Raw genomic sequence first — 14882 nt, 5'->3', positions numbered from 1 at the left:
TTGCTGGAGTTTATTATTTCCGTACGCCGGAATCAGGGAAGCTGAGAAGAGACGCTGGAGCGGGCGAAGGGAATCGAACCCTCGTATAGAGCTTGGGAAGCTCTCGTTAGTCCATCTCAACATTGTACATATTTTCGTACCTGATAGCGTGATCCTATAGGATCGTAATCATGGCTATCAAGAACAATCAGTATCTTTTTCAAAGTCATTGCGGGATCTGGGTTTTCCAAATCTTCGTACCAAAGTACATGCGCCACATATTCGACAACAAACGAGCCTGGAGAAAATCCACCGGGACGAAGGATATCGAAAAGGCTCGCCACTTCAGAAACCACATGTTGATTGAGTTCAATAATCTGAAGGCCCTGCTTAACCCTGACCGCGAAGATATACGCATCCAGAACGCGATCACCACGCTCCATACCACAATAAAACAGGCCAAGAGTGCGCCTTCAGCAATCTCCCCGATCCCAACATTGGCAGTCATACGCGATGAATATATGACGGTCTACAGTGAGCGCCGGGCATTCTCCACACTCAGCAAATCAGCGAGGGCCGTAGAAGTGTTTCTCCAGAGTATTGGGCAGGTTGATATTGGTTTGAACAAGATAGGACGCAGAACGGTTACAGACTTCATAGAGGGCCAACAATCGAAGGTAGCGCCTCAGACTATCCAGAACTGGCTAACCTCTTTAGGAAGCCTGTACGAGTTCGCCAAACGTCGATATGACGCAATCCCAGACAGTAACCCGTTTCACGGTCACAACCTCGAAGCACGGCGCACAATTGAAAGTTATCAACCGTTTGAAGCCGATCAACTGGTAACCCTTATCAAAGAAGCGGATGACGTCCTACGCGATGTCATATTGATTGGGCTGTATTCAGGAATGCGACTTGATGAGATCGCCAGCATCAAACGGGATGAAATTGTAATGTTGGAGGGTGTCAGATGTTTCTTTGTCAGCAAGTCCAAGACTGTAGCAGGGGTGCGGTACGTTCCGATCCACTCTCTTCTGATCGGCATTATTGATAAACATCTGGCAAATAACAGCGGAGAATATCTGCTGGCACAGTCAAACAATATCATTCGGAAGGATGGTAAACGGGGGCCGTGGTACAGTCAGAAGTTTACCCGGCTACGTGACAGCACATTGTCCACAGCTACAGATCGGCAGTGTTTCCACAGCTTGCGGGGAATGTTCATAACCTGTTTAGACCGTGCAGGAGTACCAGAACAGCGGATCGGGGCCATCACCGGACACACAGAGCAGAAAGCCAAAACCGAAGCATTCAGGACGTATAGCAAAGGTGCTGGGATGAGAGAGTTAGCCGAATATGTGGAGTGTGTCTATTACCATGCTCTATAAATTGAAGGGGGGGGTGCCCTCCCCTATATTATCGTGGCCATTCAGCTCGAATACGAGCAGCAACTTCATCAGGAAGGTTATACCAATAAGCATTATTATTTGTTGCATCCACAACAATTAATCTATCATCATTATCCATTGCGGCTTTGACAATCTTCGCTGCATTTTCAACAGAATAGACACTATTGACATACCAATTAGATTCTGTCGCCTTTGCCCAGTTACCCAGCGTTTTAATGGCTGCATGAACAGCCGCGTAATCTTTAGTTTTTATAAGGTCATAAGTAATAAATAAATTATTAGCCATTAACTTTCTCCCAAAGAACAATAAAAAAATAAAGCGCCCCGTAAGGCGCCCATATATCAATGGTCTTTAAGCCATGCCTGTACTTTCTTAGCCGAATGACCTACGGCTTGAACAGCTTGAATAAGTTTAGCCTCACTAACGCCAAACTTTTTAGCCCAATCACGTCTTTCGTAATCCTGTTTGATACTTATTAAATCGTTGTCAGGTGTACCGATTTTGGTCTTGTCATCAGCCATTTTACTGATTCCTCGTGATACAGGCTTATGCCTGCACACTACTTATATGACTCCTCTGCCGCTTCGTAAACGGTCAGTTATCAAACAATTGACACTGGTCATAAAACCAGTGAAAACTTTTTTCCGAGCTTGCTAACTTTGCCGCTTCGTTACTATCATAAACACTACATATTGTGTTTATTGATATTGAAAATACAATATATCCAATCATCCATATTGTGAATAGGTGTTTGAATGGCAGCGAATAGTAAGCAATCTTCACAAAGCGTGTCTCATTTGGCAGCAGAGACCCTTAACAATCCGAACGCCTCGGCGATTCAGAAAAGTTTAGCGGGTTCGGTACTGTCCCAGGCCGGGACAAAAAACCAGACTGGTGCAGGTATGGAAGCCAAAGCATCAGCAGCATTGAAAAACCCACGCTCAAGCGATGTTACTAAGACCTTAGCGGGTTCAGTAGTTTCGCAATCGAATAAAAAACGTTAGTTGAGAGAAAGGCCGGGGATCGCCCGGCTTTTTATTCCCTCAATTAAGCCTCCCCCAGCCAATCCTATACCTGCGCATCAAATGGTGCTGATCGCTTGTATGCAGGTTATTAAGTATCACCGCAATATTTTTACGATAGCTAAAGCCAGGTGTGCCCTACCTTGTTGAGGTGGCAAATATCTCGGAGTTTGGGCAGATCCGCCAGGCAGCCAAACACCCCGCCCCCTGGGGCCTATGTGATTTTCGGGAAATATCAGGGCACCCCTCCCGGGTGGACTCCTGTGCGCCTCTCTGTAGCGTTATCTCCCCTTCTTCTATACAATCACACAGCTTAACCCTCTCGACGTCTCAGAGGGCCGCATATGAGCTTACAGAAGATTATTGTAAATCGCGCGGTCAGATAATGAGCGAATGCTGGGTGGATTTACAGGTGCATTTAACATAATGACTGTTACACGTACCTTTTTAACAATCCCGCAACAGGTAGACCTGCACGCTTTTGAACGTTTCAACCTCTTAACCTCCTGTAACGCCCTCCGGGGGAACTCTTTTCCCATCTGATCCGCCTCTTCAGGCTTACATTCCTGTATTTCCATTCCTCCTGTGAGTAACGCCGTTCACCTGTGGATAACTTCCACGCACTAACCCTATTTTCTACCCTTTCGAGGCGTCCGCCTCTTCAGGCTTTACCTTTGAGCAAAAACACATTTTGGGTTTAGGGCGGTGGCTACCGCCCGGTCTTTTTGAGAGTAATTATCATTATCACCCATAGATGAGAATAGCTATCAATTGCAGATTTTCGGGGTTTTGACTTTCTGAGAAAAAAATTATTTTGGGGTTAGAGTGAATTTTGTTACACACAGGCATAATGAATAGAAAATTGTTCCCACAAAATCAATGAAATACATCCACTAAGGGAGTGACACCTGTACACTTTACAACCGTTTCTCCCCATCTTTACGGGCCTTTATTAGGGCCTGTGCTTCATTTACCGGGTATTTAATCCCTATTTAACGCCATTTAAATGGGGGTGTTTGCAACACAAAGAAAAGGGAGACCGTCCCGGTCTCCCCTCCTCTTTTACTTTCGCTTTCGTCTGCCCTTTCGCGCTTGTCGCTTCTGTTCCTGAATATAAGCGGAGACTAAACTGATCATTACACGATCTCCCCGATAGATAATCCGTCACGCTCGCGTAACAGCCACACAGTCAATTCTGAGATGTCTTTTCCAGCCTTGTTGTGTCGCTTCCCATCACACATGAATGACGCCACGTAATACCCCGGCTTACGTTCCATGATGCCTTTTGGCAACCCGGCGGGCTTTGGGGACCTCTTCCCTTTGGCACCCTCGGATCGAATCCTGCTAATTCGCGCTTTGGCCTCTTCAGGGGTCAACAGAGCGACGTTATCGACTGTAAAAGGCCCTTCAGGGTTAAGGAGTACGACCTTATGACCTTCCGGGATGTCTCCCACGGCTAACGTATAGATGACGTCAGCGATCGGCGTACACTGCCCGGCATAGGTGCTACAAATTGGGCGTTTGCATTGGATAGATCCAACGGCGTTACCCTTCCGGCGGATGCCGAACCGGGCAGACTTGGTCAGGGTGAAACCTTCAGCGATGAGTTTTGCCCGAGACAAGATCATTATTTTGCCTCCTGGAAAAACTTGGAGGACAACACAGGCTTGTAACCTGTACGGGCATTGACTGGGCGCTTATTGGGCTTTGTGGCGTTACTAGTAAAGCGGGAACGTGCTGAAAACATTGTGTGGCTCTCCTAATCGAATTAGGAGTAGTCACGGGCGAGGATTCTTTCCCCGGTCCCAACTCTAAGCGGTTGGGAACTTCATAATCTTATTTACTACTCATGAATATCTAGTTTCTCATGCTTCTTTGCAAATTGCAATTCATAATATGTATCAGTTGTCAACTTTTTTATTTTTTGTTTTGTAACAGACAACAAAAAAGGCCCGCCGGGGTTAGCCGTGGGCCTTTGTATATGCCGGGCTGTTACATCTGCCCGGCTGTCATCATATTGAGGTGATCGCGCTCCCGGTCATCCACAGTTGCATTCACAAGATCCTTAACCTTGCCGTCATTCACGTTCACATTCACCTGTAGAGGCTCCTGCTTCACAACAACGGTCTGTTGTGATGCCTTAGCGTTCACGGCTGATTGTGTCAGGCTGGAAGGGCTGAAGGTTGGCACGGGGGCCGGGGTTACTTTCAGATCCTTGAATGGGGCTAGCGCCGGGAGGTTATCCGGGACCTGTAGAGGTTTTGGCAGATTTGGGGCCTTACCGCCGTACTCCTGCGGAAGGAAAGCCTTGGAGTCAAAATCTAACAGATTTCCCCAGAATCCTTTCTCCGGCTGTTCTGACTTGGGAGTCATATCACGTGACCCCGTGTAATTCTCCTTAATGCCTGCCGCTGTACCGTCACCGCCTACACTCGGGAGGATATGGGAGAGCCAACCAAAGAGGCGCACAAAAGAATTTAGGACGTCTGCGGACGCGCGGCCCAGGCCCTCCATAACTGGGGCTAGGCTTTCCATTGCTTTGGTCAATTCATCCGAAGAATTAAACGCCTCAGCAAATCCCAACGTGAAGTTATCAGCCAGCCCGCTGGACGCCTGGCCCAATAACATCATACTGCTCTGGAGGTTGCCCACCTGCTCACGCTGCGCGTCTGTGAGATACAGAGAAGAGTTCTTAACAGTTTTCAGGGCATCACTGGCGATCTGTCCGTTTTGATCAAAGGCCCGGAGAGTCTTGGAACCATCATCAATAAATTCCCCAAATAGGGTCATCTCTGAATCAGTCAGCTTGTACTGCTTCTGGAGTTCGCGGAGGTAGGACAGATACCCTTTGAAGTCTGTAGATTGTAGACGCTTGATAACGCCTGTTCCCGCTCCAGCTTGCTTGGATTCTGCCAGGTTAGCGACATCTGCCAGCTCACCACCGCCGGAGTATGTGCGGTTACCCTTCTTGTCAGTTTTCCATTGCCCCAGTGACAAATCACCTACCTTGTCTTTGTAGTCAACAAACTGATCTTGTAGCTTATCAAGAGAGATTCCCGCCCCTTTCTGGTTTGCTGCTAACAGGATCGCGTCTGCGTCTGTGGCGCTTACTCCCTGCTCTTTGAGGCCGCTGTATTGCTTCTGGCGTTCAAATGATTCCCGGAGTGTGGAGGCTACCGCCATTGACGCGCCCGCTACCGCTAGGAGTCCCGCCGCCGCTGCCCCCGCTGCACCTGCGAGGCCAACACCCACACCCGCCGTCACACCATTGGAACCGCGCCCGGGGTGGCGACCACTGCCCCCAAAGTTGCCGCCGTGGGTCCGCTGGGTAGCCATACGGCGACGCAACCGCGCTTGCTTCTGTAGCTCTTGGGTGATCTTGCGAAGCTCGAATCGTGTCTCTTGAGCGTTCAGGGCTTCACGCTGCTGCTGATCCGCTACCCGGCGCATCTTCAGAATTGCTTCTGTACGCTCCGCATTAGTCAGGCCCTCAATGTTCTGGATTTTGTACGCCTCTGATCGGATAGTCAGATAACGTCTACGGGCGTAGTCTAAGCGGCGCTTTTCTGCCTTGCCCGCCTCCCTCGCTAAACGCGCCTCTTCACGTTTGGCCTGTCGCATAGCCTGCGCTGCGGCTTTCGCTGCGTTGGCTTTTGATTCGGGGCTGTGAGCGTTGATCAGACCCTGTACGGCGGGCACCATCTCGGCGGCTGTTGGTAACGGCTGGCGGACACGTGGCCCACGCTGCCCGGTGAAGCGTCTCCCTAACTCCCGTTGTAGCTTGCTTTCAGCCCGTAGCTGGTCCGCCGTTTCCATTTTGCGCTGCGTGGCTGTCTTAGCGGAGATCGCCCGCTCCTTTTCCTTGGCGGCGTTCAGTCGGTTCTGCGACGCTAAACGTTTTGCCTCCAGGTTATTTGCCTGGACGATAGCTTTATTATTCTCAAGCTGTTGGCGGGAGGCTGATTTGACTTTCTGATCAACCTTCTCCCATGACTTGCCCACATCCTCGATCTTTTTCTTGGCCCGGTTGTAAGACTCTTTCGAAACTTCAAAATCGACAACGTTGGTTGTCCTTGTGATGATCTTATTTTCCATTCTTGACCTCCCCGTTGGCGCGGATCTGGGCCGCTGCCTTGGCGGCTTTTTGCTGCGCCTGTTTGACCTTCTCAATTGCCACCTGCTGGAGAAGCAAATCAATGTTGTTCTGTGCCATAGGGCATCCTTACCCCATGCCGGGGAGATAGTGAAAGAGGTGAGCCAGTACGAAAAGCGACCAGACGGCCACTCTCCAACTGATTAGAAAGTAAGCATTCATAATTTTATGCAGAGGGGAAAACCAACAACGGCGCGGGCTGTAGACAGATTTGACTTAAATCACAAAAAGAAAGTGAAATAAAAATTTCAGGGAGTTATGGGGTTACCGGGCGGGGTTAGGCAGGCACTTGACACAATGCGGAAAGTAGGGAGTTGCAATTAAATTTTACAGAATCAAAAGGCTGGGTCTAAATCCCAATCCCTGGATGGCTCCTTGATCTCTCCCCTTGGGAATGGCACCACCATAGGAGCCGTCTCCCCGGGTTGCGGGTCTGTCTGGTCCGCCGTTTCCACCTTGGATGTATACAGCCTGATTAAGTCCGTTGGCTGTTCTCCTGCCGCTGCCGTTATAGGCACAATGTCCGCCACTTCAGGCGCTTCTACAGCTTCCGCCGCGTGGTTGGGTTCCTGCACCTCTTCCGGGGCCTTAGCGGACTGTTGTGGCTGTTCCTGTGGCGCTCCTGCTTCCCCTGTGCCCAACATAGCCGGGGTGATCGGGTTTACAGTGTAATGGCAAGTCTTGCCGCCGATCTGCGCCGTCTTGTTGATCAGCCCAATAGCCACCATATCCGCCAGGAGTTTTACAACTGTTTGACGGGTAACCCCCAGGCGACGCTTCAGCATGTCTTGTGAGAAATAGGCGGTTTGCCCATTGGTCTGGTAACCCTCGATCAGTGCATAGGTGTAAACCATGTTCATGGTGAATACTTTGCCGTTGATTCTCTCAATGTCTGCCAGTTCGTGACAAACGGCGGTAAATGGCTTACTTGCTGTTGCTGGCATTCTGTTTTCCTTCTGCGGAAGCGACTAAAAGAGGATGGTTTTTCAGGTAGGCGGCTAACGCCTCCTTAACGATTGTATGAGGCGCACCACCGCCCGCCCTTACCAGGGCATAAAGCTGATCGGCCTGTTCTTTCGGGAAGTCAATTTTCACAGTGCGATCTCCTTGAGTTCGTCGATGTCATCGGCTGAAAGACTCAGCCCGAAAAATGCGCCCCACCAAGAGGCTGAGGCCTTCAGGCCCGGATTACCCAACGTCACCATTCTGGACGGCGGAAGCTGCTGTAACGTCGTGTAAATGTCGTCATACAGCCCGGGGGCGCTGGCGTCATCCCGGATCGCGTTAACCACCTGGGAAGCGTAAGCGTTAACCAGGCGACTCTCTGACAAGTCTGTGAAGCTGTGCATCATGCTGATCCCCTCAAGTTGGAATTGGATTAATCGACCAGGATCGGGAGGCCACCCGTTAGGCGCTCGAACTGTTCGGCGGCATTCAGGAGGATGAAAGACATTGTTTCGTCATAGTCCATCGGCACACCGCGAGCCTCGAACATCCCCTGGTAGGCCAGAACAACGGAGACCTGAAGGTTTGCATGAGTGGTGCGGTTCTTTTCGGTGTACATGTTCACGGCGGCTTTCAACTCTAAAGCCTGCGAGGCGTCCATGACCTCCAGCTTATCGATCAGGCGTTCATTCTGTCGCATGATTCCATAGGCTGGCTGTTCGGTACGGTTCAGGGCTTCGGTGATAGCCTCGACCTCTGCGGTCTTGTTCAGCTTCTTAAAACGGCTCCGTAACTCAATCAGGGATTTACGGGAAGTCAGACGCTGATCGACACGCCAGATAAGGGTGTCAACGTCGCTGTAATCGATTTTACTCATAGGGCTTGCAATCTCCGGGCAGAACATTTATCATTAAATTGGGAAATTGTACTCAATTACAACTCCGCATCACGTTGATTATTTTATCATGATTTCAATAGATTGACAATGGATTATTTGCGGCTGGGTTGATTTATCAAATCATGCGTATAACGAGCTGTAAGCGGTTCTGAGGGCCACCCTGTGGTGGTAGGGTCACCTGAGAGGAGATAACGCCATACAGCGCGTTAGGTATTGCCCTGTGGCGTCCGTGGGTATCACTCCGCGCCGGGCACCCCACCCCGCTGCCAGGTGTCACGGTTTCCCAAAGGCAGAAACAGAAACCGTGTTGCGGTTCTGGTTCTGCATTGCCCAAAGGAGGCTAACCCGTTGGGCGTAGCCTGTCCCAAGATCAGGAACGGATGTTCCTTACCTAAAGAGTCTTGCTTAATTAACAATCAATTAATACTCACAATCTCTTTAAGGTCTTGCCCTGGTCCTGGGGGTTCTAGTTTTATCTGGTGTGGGTAGGTTTATCTATAGTCTTATTGTGTCTGATTTCTTTACACCACGGTGTCGGGATTCTTTACACCAGATGTCACCTGCTGTCTGATTTCTTTACACCTCTGAAGATTCCCCGGTTTGTCGTGGCGTCTGATTTCTTTACACCGGGAGATGAGCCAACAGGCTCGACTCCACATGTGGGAAACAGGCCCCGGCCTAAAACCTGGACCCGGACGGGTGAGCGTAGCGAAAGGTTTTAAGAGGCTAGAATTTAAGAGAGAAATAATTAAGAGCCTGAGCGATTAATTATTGAACGATTAAATTATAAGATTAATAAGACCGTAGCCCGGACGGGCGAGCGGAGCGAGGTCTTATATATCTATTATTGTCTAGTGTGTCCCAAAAGACACATAGCCCCCCCTGAGTCAGACCACCCACAAACCCACCGTAATCACCCCCCACAAATTCATCTGATACACATCACGACGTAGAAGTCAACACATACCTGATCATTTTGTTGCAATTTTGCATAAATTATTGTAAAATATAGACATAGCGTGATGTAGTGAGCATGTCTACTCGGGATCTGGAAACCCGCCGTTTTGCAACTCATCGCGTCACGCTGTGTACAGAGTCGCAACGTGTGCTTAGCCGAGCAATCAAGATCTGTACGAGTGAGCCGGGCGGCTTCTCCTCCGCTCTGGTTCCTCACCCTGTGAGCCTTGAACAACTCCACTTGCCAGGGTTCACAGTGTGATGTTCCTCTCAAGATATCACGCGAGATCTCCTTATCTCAAAAGCCTCCCCGAAAGGGCACAATCCAACGGCGTGGTAACCGTGTGGATGATTAACCGTTTACGGTTTCCGGCGTGTTTCAGTTCACGCCGTTTTCCTCTGGTGTCTTGTCGATGAGTCGCCACAGGAAAACTCAAGCGATAAATCTCCTCTTATTAAGTCCACCCGGTAACCTTCCCGGGTTCTTTTTTTTGTGGGTATTTGCCAAAAGGTTGGCGCTATTGGCGTGACGCCGCCAGGGGCGGCAAGTATCCACACAAAAAGGGTTTACCCTTTCCCTCCACAGAGGTGTGGGATCGGGGCTGGTGATGGGGTCCATGATGGACCTCTGATCCTATTCGCTGCCTCTCTCCTGTATCTCTAATATCCGATCTGGAGTCTCCCCAACTCCCGGATTCTCCGGTGCAACGCCGGGTATCACTGCGCCCCTGTGCGCTTCTCCACTCCTCAAGGAAAATTCAATGAATGCTACTCCTCGTTACCCTGTGACCCAGGGCGACATCATCGTGAGCTATGCTAGCTCACTTTTTGACCGCACCGAAGTAACCGCCCCGGATGGTCTCCCCGATCACGTCGATTGTGGCGACATCCTGGACAGCAAAACTTTTGCCCTGTATGACTCATCCGCCGCTGACGCTGGCAAGCCGATCATTAACCTGTCCAACATGGACGCCGACGGCAAGCCCAAAACGCTGGTCATTGTGGATCGCCACGTAGTGATCACGGATTTCAATCTGAAAGCCAAAGATGAGGCATCCAAGAAAGCCGCATTAGAAGCGCTGGCCGCATCGGGTGAGATTCGCCTGGCTGTTAATTCTGATTTCCGTAAATCTCAAGGAGAGTAATCACATGGCTGTGGATTTCAAAAGTTTTGAACGTCTCGACACGGTAGCGGCTATCAAGTCCGTTCCCGCTGGTAATCACCTGATCTCTGATCTGGGTATCTTCACTGGTGTTAACTCCACTACCCCACGCGCTCAGGTTGTGGATATTGTGGAAAGCGCTGTTGCAGAGCTTGAGCAGGTCTCCCGCTACGGCACCGAAGTAAACAGCATCAAGATGGATAAAACCATCCTCCGTGATCAGGAGATCCCACACTACGCAACAGAATCCGATGTGAAAACCGAAGATTGGCAATCCTTGGTAAGCCCGGCTAACCCGGATCAGGCTCAGGCGGTTGCGTCCGTCATTGCCGCTAAATCCGTGCGTATGCGTGATCACCACCTGGAGACTGTGGAAGCGACTTTAGCCCGCGCCCTGTTCCAACAGAAAGCGAAAGCGGCAAAGACCAATGACGGCGACGTCGATTTCAACGTGGTGTTTGATACCGCCCCGCTAGATTTTGAGCTTGACGCCTCAGCCGGGGCTAATGTGTATGCCCAGCTTTCGAAGATTCGCCGCCAACTGGTGAAAGAGTACGGCGCATCCCGTGCCTATCTGGAGCGATTCTTCTGTTTCGCATCCCCGGATCTGTATGACGCTTTAGCGGGTCACCCTGAAGTAACCAGCCTGATCACTAACAAGGTGGCAGAGGCGGCACGTGGTGCGCTGATCCCGGTTAACACTGCGGGCTATGACAGCTTCAGCATTGGCAACATTACTTTCATTCTGGCGGACGATGACCGCTACGAGATTGAAGAGGGTTCCGGCCTGTTCGTTCCTAAGTTCTCCAGTGCTGATCGTAACCCGTTCAAACTGGTGCGCGGCCCGGCTTCCCGTAATCAGGATATTGCCGCTAAAGGCGTGATCAGCCCGTACTACCAGAAAGTGATGGTTGACCGTTACAACATGGTAACCATCCATCAGGAATCAAGTCATATTCCTCTGGTACTGCGTCCGTCCTACCTGCTCAACGTTAAGTTGAAGTAAGGCAGCAAGTAACAGACTTTAAGCCCTGGCATTGCTGGGGCTTTTTACCATTTGAGGTGAGTAGTGAAGATTAGCCTTAACATTCCAGCCTTGGGAGAGGTGTACACCTCAACCAATGCCGACGTGATCAACCGTTCAGCCCTGGCGCGTAAGTTGGGGATCGATCAGGTGTCTCTATGCCGCTATGAAAAACAGTACGGCTTTGAGCGAGCGTTAAAAATTATGTTGGAGAAAAAGAAACTCCGGCAGATTATTGGGAAGTAATAAAAATTCAACGGGCTAGCCTTTATGGGCTAGCCTTTTTTATTGGTTGGGGCCTGTGGCGTAAAGGTTATATAAAGGGGAAAACAATTCCTTTCATGGAGAGGCAAAAGAACAAAAATCATTATTGTCTTTGTTGATGATAGCCTTTCGAACATTCGATCATATAATTAAACATTTCTGACAACATTCTATCTTTAGATACCTCTACTTTTTGTATTTTCTGATGACTTCCAGATGTAAGCTGTGAGTTCAATCTTGTAGTGCGGGCATCATAGTAATTTTCACCAGGATAAAATACATAGTGAAAGATAAAACCTTCAGCTATAAAATACCATCCAATCCCATTGATACTTTCAATCTCACCAAAAGCAAAGTTCGTGAGGACCGATTTGATGACATGATCAGGAATATTGCCAGTGCTATCAACAATCCGTAGCACTCTAATCTTGATAAAATTATCAATTTTAACCTGACTCTTATTATTAAACCTAACAATGTTATTTTTAATGCAGTGCCTCATCATCTCTCCAAAATCAGGATTCCCTACCACCGAAGAATAATGCAGGTCCATAGCATTAGAGGCTCTCCATAGTATGGATAATAGAAATAGATAAAAGCGCTTGTAATCGAAGTTGCTAATAATAATGTGATCAGAGTTCTTTCTAATGTTGTGAGGGTTTCTTAGCAATCTGATCCCATAAGACTCGTATTGACCACTAAGAAATTGTTCGCATTCAAAACATAGCATTGGTTCTTTAGGATCTAAATTTTCTCTTCTTGGTTCCCTTCCTTTTTGCATAGAGATAACTTGACCGCCGTTTCCTTTTGCTTTGTTAAAGAAACTTCTAGGGATACTGTGTGATTCCTGAAGTTCTTTTGCTTCAAGACATAACTTACAAACACCATCCATAAAACCTCCTATATCTCATAATTGAAATTCAAGATTTTGACTAATATTTCTCTTCATTCATTAAACTTCTGAGATGGCGTAACTCATTTGTACAGCTTCGTGCCTCTCTTACTTCGTTTTCTAACATAACTATTGAGGGTTCTGCCGATTCATCCTCAAAAATTTTTTCTGTTAGACTAACAACCCTAAATAATGTCCATCCAGAAATAATAGCAAGATCTAGGAGTGGCTCTTCGATATAGGCATCGCCTGTTCTTTTATTCCTAAGTTCACCATGCCATCTTGGATTTCTCATGAATGAAGGCTTATCACCCAGCGGTAATAAATATCCATGAACCAAACTATTCCTATAATCAGCCAAATCAATAGCAGCGAGAGAAGCAAGATTTAAGACTGTATTACATTCATTGCTAAGTTTATCATTACCATTTCCCAAATACTCGAACCATTTATCAGATGGCAATTTTTCGGTAAAGGGCCTAACTCCTTTTACATCAATCTCTCTCAGAGTCCATAAGGCACGCTCCAAAGTTGTTTCAAACTGACCATAACAAACAACAAAAGCCCCGATCTTCATTAATCTTTCTGGGGTTAAGTGTAATGCAATGAATCGACTGATAACTTTAAATGATTCTTCCTCGTAATTTTTAACCATAGTGCCGTCCTTTGATCCATACAGGTGCTTAACATCACATGAAATTTTTTATGATTTTACAACTAACTAGGTCACAGACAATAGCATCCATAAAGCCCCGTTAGTGGTAAGGAGACAAGTGAAGCCGTTAGGCGACTGCATCAGATTGTCAGAGGGATCACACCTTATCAGGGTGCTCGTGTACCGTTAGGAGCGTGAGCGAAGCGCTGGCAGAGCCGGATCTGTAGCTACCGGGGCATTACCACTATTCACCTGTTTACGTGGCTTATAGGGCCACACATCGGGCTTAAATGCGTGTGATCAATCTGTTTGGGAGTTGTGCCAGGTATGCGGCTTTTTGTTCGTTGTTGTGCTGTCGCGGTAAGAACGTGGAACCACCGCCAGCGTGATGATATGCTCCCTTGTACCACAGACCAATCACGCGACAGGTGCGGGCGTAGAACAATGGGTAGTTTAAGTTGTACCTGCTTTAGCGGGGCAACGTAACTAACTGATAAATCGTAACTTCTTGATTTATCAGGAGACTGGAGCGGGCGAAGGGAATCGAACCCTCGTATAGAGCTTGGGAAGCTCTCGTTCTACCATTGAACTACGCCCGCGATGAGGTGCGTTAAGCATTATAGGCCTTCACCCATGGCTGGCAACCCCCCGGCACGTTAACTGACGGATTTATAAGCAACCGCCCGCGCACAGGCGGGCGGTATGACTTTAACAGGAAGGTGACTTGCCCTGCGGCGGCAGATAGCGCAGCGGGTCAATCGCCGTCGCGCGGTAGCGCAGTTGGAAGTGCAGTCCGACGGAATCTGAACCGGTGCTGCCCATCGTCGCGATTTTCTGCCCCGCTTTCACCTGCTGGCCGTTGTTCACCAGCATCGTGTCGTTGTGCGCGTAGGCGCTGATGTAATCTTCATTATGTTTAATCATGATGAGATTCCCGTAACCGCGCAGCTGATTGCCGACGTAAACCACTCTGCCCGCTGCGGATGCGTAAATCGGCTGGCCGCGGCGCCCGGCGATATCAATGCCTTTATTGCCGCCATCGGCGGTTGAATATCCCATCACCACTTTGCCGCTGGTCGGCCAGCGCCAGCAGCGTTGACCCGGCGGCGGCGCGTCCACTTTCGGTAACGAGGCGGTTTTGCGTGCGGCCGTTGTCTGGCGGGAGGCGGTTTTACGTGAAGAGGCTGAACCAGACGCGCTGCTCACACGCAGCCGCTGCCCGACTTCAATGGTGTAGGGCGCAGAGAGGCCATTCAGGCGCGCCAGTTCGCTGACGCTGGACCCGGTGATGCGGGAAATGCGATAGAGGGTGTCGCCTCGTTTGACCGTATAGACAGAGCCGCTATAGCCGCCTTTTGTCGCGTCTGAGACGCCCGCTTTGTTGCTGGAACAGGCAGTCAGAAACAGGCAAAACAGTAAACATAGCGTTTTCAGTAATGTGCGGGCGGGCGGCCAGTCCGTGTTCAAAACGGCTCCTTAATTCAGTGACACCTTGAAATAACGGCGCTTATCTTAGCAGC

The 14882-nt window shown here is 49.2% G+C and carries 17 protein-coding genes and 1 tRNA gene; 5 read left to right on the top strand and 13 right to left on the bottom strand.

Annotated elements, in window-relative coordinates:
• Positions 1 to 170: 170 nt before the first annotated feature.
• Complete coding sequence (locus tag AFK66_RS03060; RefSeq protein ID WP_007777892.1) at positions 171 to 1367, top strand: tyrosine-type recombinase/integrase; 1197 nt, start codon at positions 171 to 173, stop codon at positions 1365 to 1367.
• Positions 1368 to 1395: 28 nt separating this feature from the next.
• Here AFK66_RS03060 and AFK66_RS21005 read toward each other — a convergent pair whose 3' ends face one another.
• Together AFK66_RS21005 and AFK66_RS03055 are read right to left on the bottom strand one after the other, a co-directional pair.
• A complete protein-coding gene (locus tag AFK66_RS21005; protein WP_048957349.1) occupies positions 1396 to 1674 on the bottom strand; it encodes a hypothetical protein in 279 nt (92 codons plus the stop codon).
• Positions 1675 to 1730: 56 nt separating this feature from the next.
• A complete protein-coding gene (locus AFK66_RS03055; protein WP_032968401.1) occupies positions 1731 to 1910 on the bottom strand; it encodes a DUF3606 domain-containing protein in 180 nt (59 codons plus the stop codon).
• Positions 1911 to 2144: 234 nt separating this feature from the next.
• Here AFK66_RS03055 and AFK66_RS21000 point away from each other — a divergent pair, with 234 nt between their 5' ends.
• Entirely contained in the window at positions 2145 to 2393 is a 249-nt protein-coding gene (locus AFK66_RS21000) for a hypothetical protein (RefSeq protein ID WP_071602994.1), read from the top strand.
• Positions 2394 to 3547: 1154 nt separating this feature from the next.
• On the opposite strand, the gene AFK66_RS03050 is transcribed toward AFK66_RS21000, so the two are convergent.
• The 7 genes from AFK66_RS03050 to AFK66_RS03030 form a co-directional block, all read right to left on the bottom strand.
• Positions 3548 to 4039, bottom strand: coding sequence for a hypothetical protein (locus AFK66_RS03050; RefSeq protein ID WP_032968402.1), 492 nt, complete (start codon positions 4037 to 4039; stop codon positions 3548 to 3550).
• 364 nt (positions 4040 to 4403) lie between these two features.
• Positions 4404 to 6506, bottom strand: a complete 2103-nt coding sequence (locus tag AFK66_RS03045) for a hypothetical protein (RefSeq protein ID WP_032983048.1) — start codon at positions 6504 to 6506, stop codon at positions 4404 to 4406.
• Positions 6496 to 6624, bottom strand: coding sequence for a hypothetical protein (locus tag AFK66_RS23150; RefSeq protein ID WP_255238438.1), 129 nt, complete (start codon positions 6622 to 6624; stop codon positions 6496 to 6498). Before AFK66_RS23150 ends, AFK66_RS03045 begins: the two co-directional genes overlap by 11 nt.
• A 275-nt stretch (positions 6625 to 6899) precedes the next feature.
• Positions 6900 to 7508: a helix-turn-helix domain-containing protein gene (locus AFK66_RS03040; RefSeq protein WP_050500419.1), complete on the bottom strand. Its 609-nt coding sequence runs from the start codon at positions 7506 to 7508 to the stop codon at positions 6900 to 6902.
• Complete coding sequence (locus tag AFK66_RS22690; protein WP_007777902.1) at positions 7489 to 7659, bottom strand: hypothetical protein; 171 nt, start codon at positions 7657 to 7659, stop codon at positions 7489 to 7491. The genes AFK66_RS03040 and AFK66_RS22690 overlap by 20 nt, the downstream gene beginning before the upstream one ends.
• Positions 7656 to 7916: a hypothetical protein gene (locus AFK66_RS03035; RefSeq protein ID WP_007777904.1), complete on the bottom strand. Its 261-nt coding sequence runs from the start codon at positions 7914 to 7916 to the stop codon at positions 7656 to 7658. The genes AFK66_RS22690 and AFK66_RS03035 overlap by 4 nt, the downstream gene beginning before the upstream one ends.
• A 26-nt stretch (positions 7917 to 7942) precedes the next feature.
• Positions 7943 to 8386 (bottom strand): hypothetical protein, encoded by a 444-nt coding sequence (locus tag AFK66_RS03030; RefSeq protein ID WP_032983047.1) that lies wholly within the window; start codon positions 8384 to 8386, stop codon positions 7943 to 7945.
• A gap of 1739 nt (positions 8387 to 10125) precedes the next feature.
• On the opposite strand from AFK66_RS03030, the gene AFK66_RS03025 reads away from it, so the two are divergent.
• From AFK66_RS03025 to AFK66_RS03015, 3 genes are all read left to right on the top strand, one after another.
• The gene (locus AFK66_RS03025; RefSeq protein WP_032968405.1) at positions 10126 to 10509 is read left to right on the top strand and encodes a hypothetical protein; all 384 of its coding nucleotides are present in this window, start codon (positions 10126 to 10128) and stop codon (positions 10507 to 10509) included.
• 4 nt (positions 10510 to 10513) lie between these two features.
• On the top strand, positions 10514 to 11533 hold the full coding sequence (locus tag AFK66_RS03020) for a major capsid protein (RefSeq protein WP_000257473.1): 1020 nt from the start codon (positions 10514 to 10516) through the stop codon (positions 11531 to 11533).
• Between the two features lie 63 nt (positions 11534 to 11596).
• Complete coding sequence (locus tag AFK66_RS03015) at positions 11597 to 11797, top strand: hypothetical protein (protein ID WP_000703563.1); 201 nt, start codon at positions 11597 to 11599, stop codon at positions 11795 to 11797.
• A gap of 121 nt (positions 11798 to 11918) precedes the next feature.
• Here AFK66_RS03015 and AFK66_RS03010 read toward each other — a convergent pair whose 3' ends face one another.
• The 4 genes from AFK66_RS03010 to actS form a co-directional block, all read right to left on the bottom strand.
• A complete protein-coding gene (locus tag AFK66_RS03010; protein ID WP_000349207.1) occupies positions 11919 to 12707 on the bottom strand; it encodes a hypothetical protein in 789 nt (262 codons plus the stop codon).
• 40 nt (positions 12708 to 12747) lie between these two features.
• Positions 12748 to 13362, bottom strand: a complete 615-nt coding sequence (locus AFK66_RS20995; protein WP_000240517.1) for a hypothetical protein — start codon at positions 13360 to 13362, stop codon at positions 12748 to 12750.
• 525 nt (positions 13363 to 13887) lie between these two features.
• Positions 13888 to 13961: transfer RNA gene (locus tag AFK66_RS03005), tRNA-Gly, on the bottom strand.
• Positions 13962 to 14070: 109 nt separating this feature from the next.
• The gene (gene actS / locus AFK66_RS03000) at positions 14071 to 14829 is read right to left on the bottom strand and encodes an amidase activator ActS (RefSeq protein ID WP_007777915.1); all 759 of its coding nucleotides are present in this window, start codon (positions 14827 to 14829) and stop codon (positions 14071 to 14073) included.
• Positions 14830 to 14882: the final 53 nt, after the last annotated feature.

Source organism: Cronobacter malonaticus LMG 23826 (assembly GCF_001277215.2).
Classification (GTDB): domain Bacteria; phylum Pseudomonadota; class Gammaproteobacteria; order Enterobacterales; family Enterobacteriaceae; genus Cronobacter; species Cronobacter malonaticus.
This window is presented reverse-complemented; position numbering and strand designations above follow the sequence as displayed.